The sequence below is a fragment of the Paenirhizobium daejeonense genome, assembly GCF_014280875.1.
GTDB lineage: Bacteria > Pseudomonadota > Alphaproteobacteria > Rhizobiales > Rhizobiaceae > Allorhizobium > Allorhizobium daejeonense.
The window spans coordinates 184,279-200,397 of record NZ_JACLAL010000007.1 but is presented as its reverse complement, the minus strand read 5'-3'; the positions used below and the strand labels follow the sequence as shown (position 1 = coordinate 200,397).

The following is a 16,119-nucleotide window of genomic DNA, read 5'->3' as shown; positions in this document are numbered from 1 at the left end:
AAGCAGACCCGTTCAGGGAAGCGGAAGGTCCAGCAACTTTCCGAACAGCCCCCAGGCGATCAGCCAGAAGCTGAACCCTGTCGCGACTGCCCGCAACAGGGGCTTTTCACCGGGAAAAAGCAGCGTCGCCACGCCTGTGCCGACGCCCAGGCAAATGGCGAGCCCGACCCAGTTCGCGCCGAGTACCACGGCAACGAAGAGGCCGAGCAGGCCGGCCACCCGCGCCACGTCGATCTTATCGCTCGACCCGCCAAGATCCGAGCCGCGCAGCACCTGTACGAGATAGACCGCCGAAACGACCAGGCCAAAGATAGACACCTGCATAGGCAGCGAACCCGGACCGACATCACCGCGTGAATGGCCGGCAGGGAGGGCAAGGCTCATGAAAAGGAAGCCGCCACTCCATGCCAACGAGACGCAGGCTACCACGAGGTTCTGCCAGAAGTGCTGGCGCGGCACCTCTCCCCCCCGTGGGGAGGAGAGGGTCGAGTCTGGAACAGCCGAAGTCCGGTTGGTCATTGGACGTATCCATTTGCCTTGAGGAATTCGAACTGTCTAGCAAGATCGCTTTCAGCGCGCTTGGTGAACTCCTCCTCTTTCCAGTCGGGACTGTCCTGGAACTGTTCGGCCTGGAACTTCTTCCAGTCATCGGAAGCCGTGACCTTGTCCACTGCGGCCTGGATGCTGTCGACAACATCGTCAGGAGTTCCCGCCTTTACCGCGATACCGCGCCAAACCGCCCCCTCGATGTCATAACCGAGTTCTTTGAAAGTCGGGACGTCAGGTAGAAATTCGCTGCGCTTGTCAGTGGAAATGCCCAGCAGCTTGATGTCGCCGCTCTTGACCTGCGCCAGGCCGGTTGACGGGGTCATCATGGCGGCGTCGATATGTTTGCCGAGCAGGGCGAGCGTAACCTTGCCCGAGGCATCATGCGGGATCCATCCGCTTTCGAAACCACCCGACTTCATAAGCTGGTAAAGCATGTATTGGTGGAAACCGCCCGGCGCATGGCCACCGACCTTCAGCCCGTTCGAATGGTCTTTCATGTATTTCACGAAGTCATCGACGGACTTATACGGGCTGTCCGACAGGACGGCCAGTGAGGATGGCTCGGACTGCATGGCGCGTAGCATCCGGAAGTCCTTAAGCTCGAAGGGAATCAAGCCTTGAGCGATACCGAAGGTCAGAGTTCCGGTGAAAACGAGAATGTTGTAACCGTCTGCCGGTTGAGTCATGATCTGGGAAACACCGACTGCACCGCTGCCGCCTGGCCGGTTGTCAACTTTCACGCTCCAACCCGACTCCTTTTCCAGGAGTTCCGCAAGTTTGCGACCATAGGTATCGAGCGCCCCTCCAGCACCCGCCCAGACCACAAGTGTCACGGACTTTTCCGGGAATCCGGCGGCAGTCGCATGCCCTGGCAGGGCGACGCCCGAAAGCGCAAGCGCAAGCCCCAGTGCGGCTCCTCCCAGGCGTTTGCCTAATGTTCTTCTATTGATCGTCATGTTTTCTCCTCCAGTTGATAGGCTGTCTAGCGCATTGCGCCGTTTACCGTTCCGTCGAGCCGGCGCATGCGGCGTGCTCTAAGCCGACGCCACAGCGGCGTCAGCAGGCTGACGAGACTGAGGACGAGGAACAGCAGGCTGACGGGATCGGTTATAAAAATCGTGTAGTCGCCCTGCGAGGAAACCAGCGCGGTCCGGTAATTGGATTCCACGAGATAGCCTAGCACCATGGCCAGAATGATCGGTGCGACCGGGAAGTGCAGTTTCTTCATGAGATAGCCGACGACACCGAAACCGAGCATCAGATAGACGTCGAACATCAGGTTGCGGATGGCAAAGGCGCCAAGCACGGCAAATGCCATGATGCCGACGGCGATGACCGCATCCGGCAGCCGCATGACCCGGGCCATCAAGGGCAGGAATAGCGAGCCCGCAGCATACTGCACCAAGGAGGCGATGATCGTACCGAAGAGGATCGCGTAAACCAGAGACGGCGCCTCGGTGAAGAGTTGCGGGCCGGGATGCAGTCCGTGCATGATCAATGCGCCGACCATGATAGCCGTCGTAGGCGAACCAGGCACGCCCAGTGCAAGCAACGGAACGAGCGCGCCGCCGACAGTTGCATTATTGGAGGCTTCCGGCGCGGCGATGCCATTGGCCGAACCATGGCCATATTCTTCCGGATGCGGATCACGGGCGCGGGCATAGTCACGCGCCACCCAGCAGGCAATGTTACCGCCGACGCCGGGCAGGATGCCGAGAAGGGTGCCGATGACCGAGCCCGACAGCATGGAGCGCCAAGTCTCCCTCCAAAGCGCCGCCGACATGAAGACGTGACCGACCCTGTCCTTGATGACCGGCGCTGCCGCGACACGGCTCTCGATCATGACAAGTGCTTCCGAGACGGCGAAAAGGCCGATGAGAGCAGCCAGAAACGGAACTCCCTCGTAGAGTTCGAACAGGCCGAAGGTAAAACGCGGCGTGCCGGCAATGGGATCGATTCCGATCGTTGCGAGCGCAAGTCCGAAGGCCGCGCAAATGAGCCCCTTCACCACCGAACCGCCGGACAGAGCCGCGACCGAGGTGAGGCCGAAGACGCCGACGGCGAAATAGCCCGCCGGGCCGAACTTGAGGGCGAGCGAAGCGAGCGGCATGGCCAGCATCAGGAGAGCCAGCCCGCCGAAAACACCGCCCACAGTCGATGCGGTCAACGAAATCGAGATTGCTTCGTTGGCCTTGCCCTTACGCGCCATGGCATAGCCGTCGATAGCCGTGGCCGCCGCGGCTGCCGTCCCGGGTGTGGAGAGCAGGATCGCGCTGATCGACCCGCCATATTCGGCTGAGGTGTACAGCGAGATCATCATCAGCATGCTCAGTTCCGGGCCGAGATTGTAGGTGAAGGGAATGAGAAGGCTGAGCCCGATCGACGGCCCCAGTCCCGGCAGGGCACCAATAACGATGCCGAGCAAAGCACCAGCGATGAGGACTGCGAGGCCTGAAAAGCTGAAAATAACGCCGAGCGACTGGAGAATACCGTCCATCTCAGAGATCCTTCGCCATACGACGAGCCATCACCGGCACAAAGCCGCGATATCCATCAGCCACGGCAAGCCCCTGATCCGTCATCGCCGCATGGGCAGCGGCTATAGTCTTGCAGGCGGCTCGAGACATCGAAGCATCGAGGCCCAATGATTCAATCGTTTCGGCGGCTTCCGTCATCTCGGTCACACGGCGGGCTCCGTGCTCGAAGGTTCGCGAAAGGTAGTAGTCCGCCACCTGCCGCCAATCGAGCCCGGGTAAGGTCTCCTGCACGGAATCAAGGATGCGCTCGGTCACGCCTGCACGCTCAGCAGACGAGAGTGCCTCGATCAACAACGCTTCCACGCCCTTGATCATCACAGATCGGATCATCTTCAGGGACGAAGCCTGTCCAGGGGTCGCCCCGACAGCTTCAAGGTTCATCCCGATCGCGTTGAGTCGCTCGGCCGCCTCGCCCGCTCGTTCGCCGGCGACGAGGATAGGCACCTTCTCGGCATATGGCGGAACGCGCGCCATAATCGCGCCTTCGACAAAATTGCCTTTGCCCGTCGCAATCTCCTTGGCGGCAAGCGCCTTGGTTTCGGGGCCAACGGAGTTGAGGTCGATGAAAATCGCCCCTTCCGAAAGATGTGGCGCAGCGGAAACCGCGACGGCGCGCGCCGCCGAACCGACGACGAGCGACAGGACCACATTTGCTGCAGCGATGCCGGAAATGTCGTCTAGCGGCTCCACGCCGCACTTGGCAGCCTTCTCACGCAAACCGGCAGAGGCCAACGGATCTGCAAAGCGCAGGTCGTAGGCGTTGAGCTCCGCCGCATTGCGGCCAGCAAGGCCGCCAGCGATGGCTTGCGCCGCCTCGCCGAAGCCGATGAAAGCAATTTTGGTCATTTATCCTCCCTTGCGGGAAAGGTTCCTCCCCCTTTCCCGACTTCGATCAATCGATGTAGGTCAATCCCTTGGCTGCAAGCGCCTCGCGCATTTTATAGATATCGAGGCCGAGTTCGCCGGCCGCGAGCCGCACGCGGGTCTGCTGCTCCTTGTCCAGCCGCGCACGTGATGCCTGAAGCACCATTTCCGCTTTACCCTTAGGCACGGCCAGCACCCCATCGTCATCGGCGACGATCACATCGCCCGGTGCTATCGCGGCACCGGCACAAACAACAGGAACATTGACGGACCCCAAGGTGGCCTTGACCGTACCCTGCGCGGATATGAAACGCGACCAGACCGGAAAACCCATCGCTTTCAGTTCAGCGACATCGCGAACTCCAGCCTCGATGATCAAACCACGCACGCCACGCTTCTGCAGCGACGTTGCAAGCAGTTCACCGAAATATCCGGCATCACATGGAGACGTCGGGGCGACCACAAGAATATCGCCTTCACGGCACTGCTCTACCGCGACATGGATCATCCAGTTGTCCGCCGGCGGGATCGAGACGGTCACCGCAGTGCCCGCGACTCGTGCGCCACGCCAGACGGGGCGCATATGGGACTGCATCAGGCCTATGCGTCCCATCGCCTCATGCACCGTTGCCACGCCACAATCGGCAAGGCCGTTTACGATATCGAGCGGTGCGCGTTCGATGTTGCGATAGACGACGCTCATGCCAGCGCTCCGTGACCGAGAGTGCCTGTCACATGCGGGAACACCGCTTCATAGGCCTCGCCGTAGACAATCTTGTAGTCGGAATTGCGCGAGGCCTGCACGCCCCGCTGGAGAGCCACCCGGGTATAATATTCCCAGAGATGCTCCTGTCCTTCCATGCACTTGATCGCCTCCAGCTTCTTCTCCCAGACAGCACCGATATCAAGCAGGAAATTGGGTTTCCAGTTGCACTGTTCCGGCTGGTGCGGCTCGAAGAGATAAACCGGCGGCGCACCAAGTACCGGCACCTCCGGCTTATGGCCATGAGCCTGTGCGATGACCCGCGCATGCTGGGCAAACTCGGTCGCCATTGGATGGTCGAAGTTATAAGGGTCCTGCCGTGAATGGGTCAGCATGAACTCCGGACGAAGTGCGCGGTAAAGATCAACCAGCCGATCGAAGGCCTCCGTGGTGATCTGCATGGGATAATCACCCAGATCGTAGAACTGGATATCGCGAACGCCAAGCGCACGAGCCGCATTTTCCGCCTCGCGGCGACGGTCCGCTTTTACAGCCTCAAGCGTCATGCCGGGCTTGCGCCACAGCTTTGCCGACTCGCCCCGTTCCCCGAACGACAGGCATACGACAGTGATGTCATAGCCTTGCCTCGCATGCGCTGCGATCGCACCGCCGGCCCTCCACACGAAATCCGCCGAGTGCGCGCTAACGACGAGTCCAGTCCTGTTCTGCATATGCATTTTCCTCCAATCTTCGAGGCGAAACTGGCACCAATCGGGTATCAGGTGCTAATATGAAAACTGTATCGAGTTATAGTTTTTTGCGAATTTACTTATGGATTCCGCATGATCGCAAACCGCCTCAATCTTCGCCATCTGCGCGTCTTCATGCAGGTATGCGAGACAGGTAGCCTCAACCGAGCTGCCGCGGAGTTGAACGTCTCACAGCCCTCAGTGACAGTGGCGCTGGCTGGCATTGAGGCCCATTTCGGAGCAAAGCTACTCAACCGATATGCCGCCGGCAGCCAGCCAACAACCGCCGGCGAAGTACTGCTGGCCCGGTTGCGCCGCATGGACAGCCAGCTCAATGCCGCGCTTAGCCATGTGCTTGGCGCCAGTTCGCAGCGCGAGCCGGCCGTGATTTCCAAGATTCTGGCTCGTATCAGCTTTCGTCAGATCGAGGCATTGATTACGCTTTCCAGCAGTAGCTCCATAACGGAGGCAGCCCTCAGCAGCGGAGGCTCACCTGCGGCGCTACACCGGATCCTTCATGAATTGCAGGCGAATATCGGCAAGACGGTCCTTGTGCGCGGCCCAAACGGCGTGGCACCGAACGCGATTGGGCACAAGCTTGCCATGCATTGGCGCGTCGCCTTGACCGAACTGGAACAGGCGGACGATGAACTGCGGGAGCTTGAAGGCCGCATGGAGGGGCGCATCAAGATCGCCAGCCTGCCGCTTGCGCGCACACTGCTCCTCGCGCGCGCAATCAACCCGCTTCTGGCGACCTATCCGGCCGCCCGGATCGAAATCGCCGATGGCTCCTATGAACTCCTATCTCGGCAATTGCGCATTGGCGCGAGTGACATTCTCATAGGCGCGCTGCGCTCTGGAAGCGATCTCGTCGGCTTGAAGACCGAGGCGCTGTTCGACGATCCCTATGCGATCGTCGGCCGCCCGGGACATCCCCTTCTGGCACGCAGCGCAACCGCATCGCTCGATGAGCTTGCACAGCAGGAGTGGGTGGCCCAAAGCCCCGGAACTCCCATCCGAAGCGCGTTCGACGCACTTTTCGAAAAGTGCTCCATCTCTCCTCGTGCCAGTATCGAGACGAGTTCCCTCGTTCTTACACGTGCCATTATTCTGGAGAGCGATCGCCTCTCCATGCTTTCTCGCCGGCAGATCGCGATCGAAGAACGGGAGGGCCTGCTGAAATGCGTGCCCGTTGCAGATGAAGTGCGCCACCGGCTTGGTACGCGAACGATTGGCATAACCATGCGCGAAAACTGGTTGCCGAGTGGACTGCAATCTCGTTTTTTGGAACAGCTGAGATCGCAGCGAAATCTCCCCGATTTTTGAGTGCCTGGCGCGAGCCCTCCATATCGAATGGTGTTGCTGCCGCCGCTTTTACCGTTGATGATCTTCAAGCCTGGCTTGGGCATGAATGCCGGATCGGGGACACGACATGATCACCCTCCGCCCGCGGCAACTGCGCGCCTCTTCGTGCCAACCTCGGCAGCGGTTCTAAGCGGGTAGAGCAACGACTGGCATCCAAGCGGATGCTCGCTTCAGGCCTCCTCTCCCGGCGGAAGGACGACCTTCTAGATCGACGCGGCATATGTGATGGTCTTTGATGCGGGAGCCGTCTGATGATGATCACGCGTCTGACATTCACGTGCTTCGCCGTAAGAAAACTCTGCGTTCTACGATCCGGTTGATCCATTGACGATCATCGGTTCGCGCGCTCGATCATTCTATCAGATGCACATACTGAGCTATATCGACATCAACAATACCTGCTTCATTGGCTCCAGCCTCGAACATCGACAACCCCGTCACCGGCAAGGTCAATGCGATATTATCAGCCGCGCACCGTCTCCTCCGCGGCAAGTGCTACCGACAGGAGATGTTCATCGGTGTTCGGCAGGCCGGAAAGCAGGCAGCCGACGGGCATGCCGGCATCGCCCGTACCGCAGGGGATGGAAACGCCGCACCAGTCGAGGAAATTGCCGATCTGGGTGTTGCGCAGCGTCTTGCCGTTGGCTGCAAAGAAGGCCGCATCGTCTGTGAGAAGACTTTCGATGGTCGGCGCGACATGGGGGAGCGTCGGGGAAACGAGGATTTCACCCGGAGCGGTCGAGCGAGCCATCTCGGCGATCATGCGCCGGCGGACCTGAAGAATGTGGATGTAATCCGGCGCGGTGATCCTCTGGCCGGTGAGCGAGCGGGAGACGACGCGCTGGTCCATTCCGGCCGCATCTTCGCCATGCAGCCGTTCGCGATGAAGCGCATAGGCTTCCGCTGTCACCAGAGCCCCCCTTTCGGCGATCATCTCGAACAACTGCGCAAAGATCGGGAAGGCCTGACGGCGAATGCGTGCGCCGGCTTTTGCAAGTCTTTCGAGCGTGGCTTCGAAGGCCGCGGCGACGCCATCCTCGATGCCATCGAAGAAGACGGTTTCCGGCACGATAAGCGACTGCCCTTGAAGCGTTCCCCTGACGACATCGGAGGCAGTCCGCCCGCGCATGGCAGCATCGACCCAGACGGCATCCTGCACGCTGCGGCAGAGCGGCCCCAGCGCATCGAGGCTCTCCGCCAGCGGGAAGACGCCGTCCATGGCGTAGCGACCGCGGGTTCCCTTGTAACCGACGATGCCGTTGAAGGCAGCAGGGATGCGGATCGAGCCGCCCGTATCCGTGCCCATGGCGACCGGCACGAGGCCGGCGGCGACGGAAACGCCGGCACCCGAGGACGAGCCGCCGGGAATGCGGGGAACGTCGGTGGAAGCTGGGTTCTTCGGCGTGCCGTAATGGGGATTGATGCCAATGCCCGAAAACGCGAATTCGCTCATATTGGTACGGCCGACGGCAATCATTCCGGCCTGCTTCAGTGTGGTGACGATGGCGGCATCCGATGTTGCAGGCGAGTTCTTCGCCAGCACCGTCGAGCCCGCGGTGGTGGTGAGGCCTTCCATGTCGAAAAGATCCTTCCAGGCGATCGGGATGCCGTCGAGAATGCCGAGCGAACGGCCCTCGGCAAGCCGCTTCGCAGACTGCCCCGCCTCGGCGAGCGCTCTTTCAGGCGTCAACACGGTGAAGATCGACTGGTCCGCATGGGTCCGGATCGCATCCAGCGTCTCTTCGGCAAGTGCCCGCGGGTCGAGCACGCCTGTCTGGAGAAGTGTCGAAAGCTGCGCGACCGATTTGCCGAGATGCCCCATATCCATGCCCTTTTAAAAGTTTATCGGCCGACGAACTGCCTCCAGCGCCGGACGAGATAGTTATGCTCATCCATCGTGGGACGCCTTAACGGAATTGGTTCTTTGGCTGTAGAAACGGCCACAGGATGGCAATACCACGCAAATGCTCACGCCGCAGCCCGAGCCAGAAAGTTTCTCGATCATCCAACCTGCCCACCAGCGGTCCAAAGGATGCCGCACATGTAGTTGCCAGAGTAGGCGAGCGCCTGTGCATCCATGGCAGAACATGAGAACATTTCAAGATGTGCTTGAAACCACCTCGGGATTCGGCATCCCGCTTTCTCGGGCTTCAGCAGCTTCAATGAATATAAAGGCGATGCCTTCACCATCTTCCCGCACGAGCTTGCAGGTATATCGAAGACTATCCATCTGTCGCGTGGATCCAATATGAACGGTCACGATTTCGCCGGGCACGATGTTGCCGGTGAAAAAGACATCGCGGCGGGAGAAGGCATGGCCCGCTTCAGGAAAGCGGGTTTCAAACGCCCTGTTTGCGATGGCCTGGAATTCGGCGAAATAGAAGAGGCCCGCGCCATTGAATTCCTCTAGCAGACTTGGCTGGAAGCGGTAGCTGAGCGGTTCTGGGCCGGACGGCGGCGACATGCCGAGATGGCCACTCGCTGTTCCGCGCCGGAAGGACGCTGCGAACGCCGCAAGCTCGCTTTTGCTGGAAACCTCAGCCGGAGCATCCCAATGGCCCACCCGTGCCAGCGAACGATTGTCGCCCTCGATCATGCGATGGACAAAAGCTGAAACCAGTTCCACCTCGCCGATTGCCATATCACGGATACTCAGCCGATGCCGGCTCGACCATTGCGTCCTCGATATCCGGACCAGCGACGAACGGATCGTCAAGACATCGTCTGCCACGGCAATCCCCAGGCGCGCATCCCTGAGCGACGTCGCGCATATGGAGGCATAAGCCTTGCCGCCGTCTGGCGTGCGGAAATCGGCGTTCTCCATGCCGAACCTCAGCGCCAGTAATAGCCAATGCCGGTGCCCCAACTCCTTCATCAGCCATGTCTCGGAAAGACCGTGAGCATTGAGATGCGGCATGCCAAGAAGCACATGAGGTTCGAGCGCGCGCTCCATCAGCATGCGTGCAGAAGGCACCTCTCGCCGTGGATCAAGAACGGCAAGATTCATGTTCAGCGGCCCGCCGCTTGTCTGGGAATCTGACGGCTTACTTCGATATACCGGGCCAGATGGTCCACGATGTGTTCCGCATCCCTGCCGACGGCGAGGAACCGGCCGGAACCCCAGGTCCAGAGCCAGGGCAGGCCGAGCACGTAGACGCCGTCGATGCCGGTTACGCCGCGCCGCTGGATGGGATAGCCGGTGCCGTCGAAGATCGGCAGGCCGACATAGGACCAGTCGGGGTGGAAGCCGGTCGCCCAGATGACGGAAGTGACGCCTTCGGCCTCGAGATCCAGTTCGGCGGGTTCGCTTTCCGGTTCCCACAGAGGCACGTAAACGCTTGCCGGCGGCGCATCGATGCCGTTTGCCGCGATATGCCGGTCGATCAGGGCGTTGATGCCGTTATAGACCTGATCGGCGCCGTCGAGATTGGCCTTGAGGTTCGGTTCGAACAGCATCCTGCCGCTGGCAACACCCTGCATGCGGCCGTAAAGCGACATGCCTTCGAGCGCGAACTTCCTGAGGTCGATGTCGCGTCCGCCATCCCGGCCGGTGAGATAGTGATTGGTGTCGTGCTTCTTCTTCGACATGCCGTCATGGGCGACGGTGATGTCGTACTGGCCGACATCGGCAAGCCAGTCGACAACGTCCCGGCCACGGTAGAAGCGGGCGCAGCGCGGCGCATTTCCGGTCACCATATGCACCTTGCGCCCGGCAAGATGCAGGTCTTCGGCGATCTGGCAGCCGGACTGGCCGGAGCCGACGACGATAACGGCGCCCTCCGGCAACTGGCCGGGATTGCGGTAGTCGGCGGTGTGAAGCTGCAGGATGTTTTCCGGCAGGCGCTCGGCGGCGCGCGGAATTGCCGGGCGGCTGTAGAGACTGGTGGCGAGGACCACGCTGTCGGCTGTCACCGTACCGGCCGAAGTCTCGACCCTGAAGGCGTCGCCGGTCTTCTCGACCGAGGTGACCGCCGTTCCTTCCAGAACCGGCGCGTCCACCTTCTTCACGAAGCGGTCGACATAGGCGAGGATCTGGTCCTTGACCATGAAACCGTGCGGATCGTCGCCGTCGTAGGGGTGGTCGGGAAGCTGGCATTGCCAGTTCGGCGTCACGAGGCAGAAGGCATCCCAGCGTTCGTCTTTCCATTTGTGCGCCACGGTCTTCTTCTCGAAGACGATGTGATCAATACCGTGTTTCTTGAGATAGTGGCTGGCGGAAAGGCCGGCCTGCCCGCCGCCGATGATGACGGCGCTGTAGTGCGACTTGAGGGACGAGGTCATGGACGTGGTTCCTTTCAGAGGATGAAACTTTGGCAGCTGACGAGGGCGTCAGCGTCGTGGAGGAAGGGCGTGCCGGCGGCCTCGATGCGGGCGAGCTGGCCGCGGGCAAGCGAACAGGGATGGCCGTATTTCGCCTCGACCCGGTCGCTGGCAATCGTCAGGGCCTTGCGGCTGCGCTCGAGAAAATCGCGGACCGGATAGGTCCGGCCCTCCTCGAGGAAATCCCTGATGACGAGCGAGGGTGAGTAACAGGTCTCCTCCCGGCCATCCGGCCAGGCGATGACGAAGCGCATTTCAGGCATGGATGGCCTCCTTCAGCGATGCATAGGCGGAGAGATGAGCCTCGCCGACGCGCCGCCACGAGAAGCGGGCGGCAACGTCGAGGCCGCGCGGAATGATCCGGTCGCGGATCTGCGGCACGAGGGAAAGGGCCATCGCCTCGGCAATGGAAGCGGGATGGTGGGGATCGCACCAGATTGCGTCGTCGGTGGAGAGATATTCCGTGAAGGGCGCGATGGAGGAGACGATGGCGGGAACGCCGCTGGCCATGGCCTCCAGCACCACCAGCCCGAACCCCTCCTTCAGCGAGGGAAAGACCAGGGCATCGGCGAGCCGGTAGAGATTGGGCATGTCCCTGTCGGCAACCGGACCGATCAGATGCACTGCGGCGGCGTGTTCGCGCAGCATGGCCAGTTCGGAGCGGAATTCCTCCTGGTAGCCCTGATGATCGAGCAGCGATGCACCGCCGGCAATCAGAAGCTGGGCATCGGGCAGGACGACGCGCAGCTGCCGGAAGGCGTCGAGGATGGCGATCGTGTTCTTGCGTGCCTCCACGCCGCCGACGCTCAGAAACGTCGGACCGGGTGGCAGTTCGAGGCGGTCGCGCAGCGCCGTCTGTTCGCCATTCCAGACGGGCGCGAAACGATCGACATCGACGCCATTGCCGACGACGGTAGCCGCCTGCCCGCGCTCCAGCAGCGCCTGCCGCCATGTTGCGCTGACGGTGAAGAAGACGTCCGCCATGTCGATCGACCGATCCTGCAATTCCATGAGACGCGGATCGGTGAACTGGTCGATGTGATGCACGGTCCGGACGAAAGCCGGGATCAGGCCGCGTTGCTTCAAGGTCGCGAGCGCATTGCCGGAGATGCCGTCATGGGCGTGGAAGATATCGAAATCCCGCGCCGCCGGGTTCTCGAAATGCCTGACGTAATCGGCAATCCGCTGCTCCACCATCGCCGTCATGCCGGCCGGTGCCGGATCGGCGGGGATGCACACCGTGCCGCAGGCCGGGTTGCGGAAGAAGCCCGCGCCCTTCGCATCCGGGGCATGCAACACCACCTCATGACCAAGAGCGGTCAAGGCTTCGGAAAGCTGCATGGCATGCACCACCCCACCGCGGGGATTGGTGGAATGCGTGAGCATGGCGATGCGCAGCAGCCGGCTCATGCAGCCTCCTCCCGTCGAGCGAGTTGAAGCAGCGGCGTTCGGGCATGGTCGCGGATGACCGCGCGGACGCCATCGGCGTTGATGGCGACCTCGCTGCCGTCGGTGACGGCGCCTATAGCGGCGGCCACGATGCCGCGCGCGGAAAACTTCTGAAGGACGGCTGCGACATTGTCCGGCGGAACGGACACGAGGTAACCAAAGCTCGGAAAGGTGGCGAGCCAGCGGTCGAGGGTGACGCCCGCCGGCAGGGGAATGGCGGAGACGTCGATCTCGATGCCGACCCCGGAACATTCCGCCAGCATGATGGCCGTGCCGGGAATGCCGCCCTGGCTGATGTCCTTGGCGGCGAGTGCCAGTCCGGCCTCTGCGATTTCGGGCAGGATTTCGAGGTCGCCGCGCAGGCGGGCCGGCGGTGCGTCGGTCGCTGCTTCCCAATTGTTGAAGGGTTCCCGGTAGCGTCCGCGGTGGTCGATCGCCGCGATCAGGAGGTCGCCCGGTTTCGCGTCGAAGCTCGTCAGCAGGCTCGACGCTCGTCCGAGGATGGCGACGGACAACTGGCTGCGATCGGTGCGGATATTGGTATGACCGCCGACAATCGGTATTCCGAAGGTCCTCGCGGCAGCGCGCATGCCTTTCAGAACCGGCGCAGCAGCCGCTTCGCCATTCGCCCAGACGGCATCGACCACGGCAATCGCCCGCCCGCCCATGGCAGCGACGTCGGAGATGTTGACCATCACGCCGCACCAGCCGGCAAACCATGGATCGGCGGCGACGAATTCGTTGATGAAGCCTTCTATGGCGAACAGAAGATAGCCATCGCCATCGGGAAGTGCGGCGCAATCGTCGCCGACGGCGACCGGCTGGCCGGCAAGGCCGAGGCTTTCCGCAACCGTGCCGATATCCGCCTTGGCGGCGATGCCGCCGGATGCCGAAAGCTTGCTGGCAAGAGCCGGGATGTCGATGGCGCTCATGGTCATGCCGCCTTTCTCGGGAGGGCGACGAAGCCCGCTTCGGGGGTCGCGCAGGGCGGATACCAGGCGAGGTCCGCCTTCATGCGCAGATGTGGCTTGCCGTAGATCTCGAATTCCTCGACCACATCCCAGTGCAGCCGGCGAAAGAGCAGTCCGTTCTGCGGTTGCACATTGGCGAGAAAGGTATGGCAGCCCATCGCATTGGCGGAGGAGACGGCAAGCCTGATCAGCGTTGCGCCGAGCGCACCGATCTTGCGGAAATCCTCATGCACCGCGAGCCTGGAGCCCCACCACAGGCCCGGGGTTTCCTGATGGATGCGGACGGTGCCGACCAGCCGGTCGGCGGTCACCCCCATCATCGACAGCGCGACGATGGGGATCGCATGATCGTCGATGGCATCGCGGTCGTCGCCCTGGAAGATCTTCTGTTCCTCGCAGAAGACGGCGCGGCGAAGTGCATGCGCTTCCTGCCGCTCCCATGCGGATGTCGCGAACTTCACCTGGAATTCACCGGCCTGATATGGCGCGAAGGGCTCGAAGATCATTTCGTCAGCATCCTTTCATAGGTGGAAAGGGCCGAGCAGGCACCGCATTTGCCGCAGCCGGCCTTGATGTCGACGGCCTTGAGACCGCTGTCGACCAGCATTCTCGACAGCGGTCCGAGGATCGAATGCATGAAGTCGGGCTTCGGACCGGCATGGCTTTCAAGCGGCGTTCCGGAAATCGGTACGAAGGGCACGACGAAGGGATAGACGCCGATCGCCACCAGTTTCTCGCAGATGTCGAGGATCGCCTCACGCGTATCGCCAAGGCCGGCGAGAATATAGGTGGAGACCTGCCCGCGGCCGAAGACTTCGACGGCCGCCCTGAACGAGGACATGTATTTCTCGATGGAGACCTGCGCCTTGCCGGGCATGATGCGGGCGCGGACTTCAGGCGTGACGACTTCGAGATGCATGCCGAGCGCGTCCACGCCCGCATCCTTCATCACCTGAAACCAGCCGTCGTCTTCGGGCGGTTCGCATTGCGCCTGGATCGGCAGGTCGACGGCCGCCTTGATGGCCCGCGCGCTGTCGGCGAGGATCGCGGCGCCCCTGTCTGACCCCTTCGGGGTGCCGGTGGTCATGACCATGTGCCGGACGCCATCGAGTTCGACGGCGGCCTTCGCCACCTCCGCAAGCTGCTCCGGCGTCTTGTGGGCGATCGTGCGTCCGGCTGCCAGCGACTGGCCGATGGCACAGAACTGACAGGTCTTTGTCCGGCTCTGATAGCGGATGCAGGTCTGCAGCACCGTTGTCGCCAGCACGTCGCGGCCATGCAGCACCGCGATCTGCGAATAGGGAATGCCATCCGCCGTCGAGCGTTCGTAAAAGCGCGGCCGCAACGGAAAGGAAACCTCGCCCAGCACCTGACCGTCGCGACTGATCCGGCTTTTGCCGGTCTCGTCGGGTTTTTCCACCAGATAAGGGCTTTCGAATGCCGGCGCGGTATGAACCGGCACCATGACGGTCATGCCATCGATGGTCATGGGCTTGTGGTCGGACGGGCCTGCACCGCCGCGGCGGCTTTCCTGACCCGCTTTCGGATCAACCAGCCTGGCTCCGAAGGACTGCAACTCGTTGATCAGGATCTCGGTCGAAGGACGTGTCGCGGTTTCCATCGTTGCTGCTCCTTGCAGTCGGGGTTTCGAAAGAGTTCTGGGAAGCGACCATCGGCGCCGTGGCGCGGCCGTCGATGACCAGATGCAGCAGTTCGGGGCGGGCATAGTGGCCGACCGAGTCCATCATCCGCTTGCGCTTGACGATGAGGCTCATGTCGAGATCGGCGATCAGGATGCCCTCGCCTTCGGTGATCGGGGGAGCGAGATGCTTGCCTTCGGGGGAGACGATGGCCGTCATGCACCCGCCGCGCAGCGCCTTCTGCAGGCTCTGGTCGGGAGTGATCGAGACGATCTGCTCATCGGTGAGCCAGCCGGTGGCATTGACGACGAAGCAGCCGCTCTCCAGCGCGTGATGGCGGATGGTCACCTCCATCTGCTCGGCGAAGATCGGCCCGACCATCGAACCGGGAAACTGGGCGACATGGATTTCCTCGTGCTGCGCCATCAGCGCGTAGCGGGCGAGCGGATTGTAATGTTCCCAGCAGGCGAGAGCGCCGATGCGGCCGACGCCGCTTTCGACGACGGTCAATCCCGAGCCGTCGCCCTGCCCCCAGATCATCCGCTCATGGAAGGTCGGCGTGATCTTGCGCCGCTTCAGGATGAGCTTGCCGTCGGCATCGAAGAGAAGCTGGGTGTTGTAGAGGGAGCCGTGATCGCGCTCGTTGACGCCAAGCGCCACCACGATGCCGTGTTCGCGGGCGGCGCTTGCCACCGCGTCGGTCGCGGCGCTCGGCACCGTCACGGCCTCTTCATAGAGGCGAACATGCTCGCGGCCGGAAAGCACCGGCGGCAGCACGAAGGAGAAATAGGGATACCAGGGAACGAAAGTCTCCGGAAAGACGATGAGTTCGGTCCCCTTGGATGCCGCTTCCCGGATGGTTTCCAGTACGCGCTCCAGTGTTTTCTCGCGGGAAATCAGGTCCGGCGCGATCTGGGCGGCGGCCGCCCTGACCGTCGATTTCCGCATGGTCGTGTTTTTCTCCATCATCAG

16 protein-coding genes are annotated in these 16,119 nt (G+C 61.9%); 1 reads left to right on the top strand and 15 read right to left on the bottom strand.

The window, feature by feature from the left end; translation table 11 throughout:
• Window positions 1–12: 12 nt before the first annotated feature.
• From H4I99_RS18395 to H4I99_RS18370, 6 genes are read right to left on the bottom strand one after another with little or no spacing between them, the layout of a single operon-like run.
• Window positions 13–519, bottom strand: a complete 507-nt coding sequence (locus H4I99_RS18395) for a tripartite tricarboxylate transporter TctB family protein (protein WP_164490827.1) — start codon at window positions 517–519, stop codon at window positions 13–15.
• Window positions 516–1,505 carry a tripartite tricarboxylate transporter substrate binding protein gene (locus H4I99_RS18390; protein WP_163898031.1) on the bottom strand — a complete coding sequence of 330 codons (990 nt, stop codon included), beginning with the start codon at window positions 1,503–1,505 and terminating at the stop codon, window positions 516–518. The genes H4I99_RS18395 and H4I99_RS18390 overlap by 4 nt, the downstream gene beginning before the upstream one ends.
• Before the next feature lie 26 nt (window positions 1,506–1,531).
• Window positions 1,532–3,046, bottom strand: a complete 1,515-nt coding sequence (locus H4I99_RS18385) for a tripartite tricarboxylate transporter permease (protein WP_163898028.1) — start codon at window positions 3,044–3,046, stop codon at window positions 1,532–1,534.
• Window position 3,047: 1 nt separating this feature from the next.
• Complete coding sequence (locus H4I99_RS18380; protein WP_163898026.1) at window positions 3,048–3,932, bottom strand: NAD(P)-dependent oxidoreductase; 885 nt, start codon at window positions 3,930–3,932, stop codon at window positions 3,048–3,050.
• 46 nt (window positions 3,933–3,978) lie between these two features.
• Entirely contained in the window at window positions 3,979–4,653 is a 675-nt protein-coding gene (locus H4I99_RS18375; protein WP_163898023.1) for a 4-carboxy-4-hydroxy-2-oxoadipate aldolase/oxaloacetate decarboxylase, read from the bottom strand.
• Complete coding sequence (locus H4I99_RS18370) at window positions 4,650–5,384, bottom strand: PIG-L deacetylase family protein (RefSeq protein WP_163898020.1); 735 nt, start codon at window positions 5,382–5,384, stop codon at window positions 4,650–4,652. The genes H4I99_RS18375 and H4I99_RS18370 overlap by 4 nt, the downstream gene beginning before the upstream one ends.
• Before the next feature lie 111 nt (window positions 5,385–5,495).
• Here H4I99_RS18370 and H4I99_RS18365 point away from each other — a divergent pair, with 111 nt between their 5' ends.
• On the top strand, window positions 5,496–6,728 hold the full coding sequence (locus H4I99_RS18365; RefSeq protein ID WP_163898017.1) for a LysR substrate-binding domain-containing protein: 1,233 nt from the start codon (window positions 5,496–5,498) through the stop codon (window positions 6,726–6,728).
• A gap of 502 nt (window positions 6,729–7,230) precedes the next feature.
• On the opposite strand, the gene H4I99_RS18360 is transcribed toward H4I99_RS18365, so the two are convergent.
• The 9 genes from H4I99_RS18360 to H4I99_RS18320 all read right to left on the bottom strand — a co-directional run bounded on the left by H4I99_RS18360 (window position 7,231) and on the right by H4I99_RS18320 (window position 16,113).
• Entirely contained in the window at window positions 7,231–8,595 is a 1,365-nt protein-coding gene (locus H4I99_RS18360) for an amidase (RefSeq protein ID WP_425314393.1), read from the bottom strand.
• 270 nt (window positions 8,596–8,865) lie between these two features.
• Complete coding sequence (locus H4I99_RS18355) at window positions 8,866–9,774, bottom strand: Pnap_2097 family protein (RefSeq protein WP_163898014.1); 909 nt, start codon at window positions 9,772–9,774, stop codon at window positions 8,866–8,868.
• Window positions 9,775–9,776: 2 nt separating this feature from the next.
• Window positions 9,777–11,048, bottom strand: coding sequence for an MSMEG_0569 family flavin-dependent oxidoreductase (locus tag H4I99_RS18350; protein WP_163898011.1), 1,272 nt, complete (start codon window positions 11,046–11,048; stop codon window positions 9,777–9,779).
• Between the two features lie 14 nt (window positions 11,049–11,062).
• Window positions 11,063–11,350 carry an MSMEG_0570 family nitrogen starvation response protein gene (locus tag H4I99_RS18345; protein WP_163898007.1) on the bottom strand — a complete coding sequence of 96 codons (288 nt, stop codon included), beginning with the start codon at window positions 11,348–11,350 and terminating at the stop codon, window positions 11,063–11,065.
• Window positions 11,343–12,497, bottom strand: coding sequence for an MSMEG_0565 family glycosyltransferase (locus H4I99_RS18340; protein WP_163898004.1), 1,155 nt, complete (start codon window positions 12,495–12,497; stop codon window positions 11,343–11,345). Before H4I99_RS18340 ends, H4I99_RS18345 begins: the two co-directional genes overlap by 8 nt.
• Window positions 12,494–13,468 (bottom strand): sll0787 family AIR synthase-like protein, encoded by a 975-nt coding sequence (locus tag H4I99_RS18335; protein WP_163898299.1) that lies wholly within the window; start codon window positions 13,466–13,468, stop codon window positions 12,494–12,496. The genes H4I99_RS18340 and H4I99_RS18335 overlap by 4 nt, the downstream gene beginning before the upstream one ends.
• A 2-nt stretch (window positions 13,469–13,470) precedes the next feature.
• Window positions 13,471–14,013, bottom strand: coding sequence for an MSMEG_0567/Sll0786 family nitrogen starvation N-acetyltransferase (locus H4I99_RS18330; protein WP_163898001.1), 543 nt, complete (start codon window positions 14,011–14,013; stop codon window positions 13,471–13,473).
• Window positions 14,010–15,128, bottom strand: coding sequence for an MSMEG_0568 family radical SAM protein (locus tag H4I99_RS18325; protein WP_163897998.1), 1,119 nt, complete (start codon window positions 15,126–15,128; stop codon window positions 14,010–14,012). Before H4I99_RS18325 ends, H4I99_RS18330 begins: the two co-directional genes overlap by 4 nt.
• Entirely contained in the window at window positions 15,055–16,113 is a 1,059-nt protein-coding gene (locus H4I99_RS18320) for a Nit6803 family nitrilase (RefSeq protein ID WP_163898296.1), read from the bottom strand. The genes H4I99_RS18325 and H4I99_RS18320 overlap by 74 nt, the downstream gene beginning before the upstream one ends.
• Window positions 16,114–16,119 lie beyond the last annotated feature (6 nt).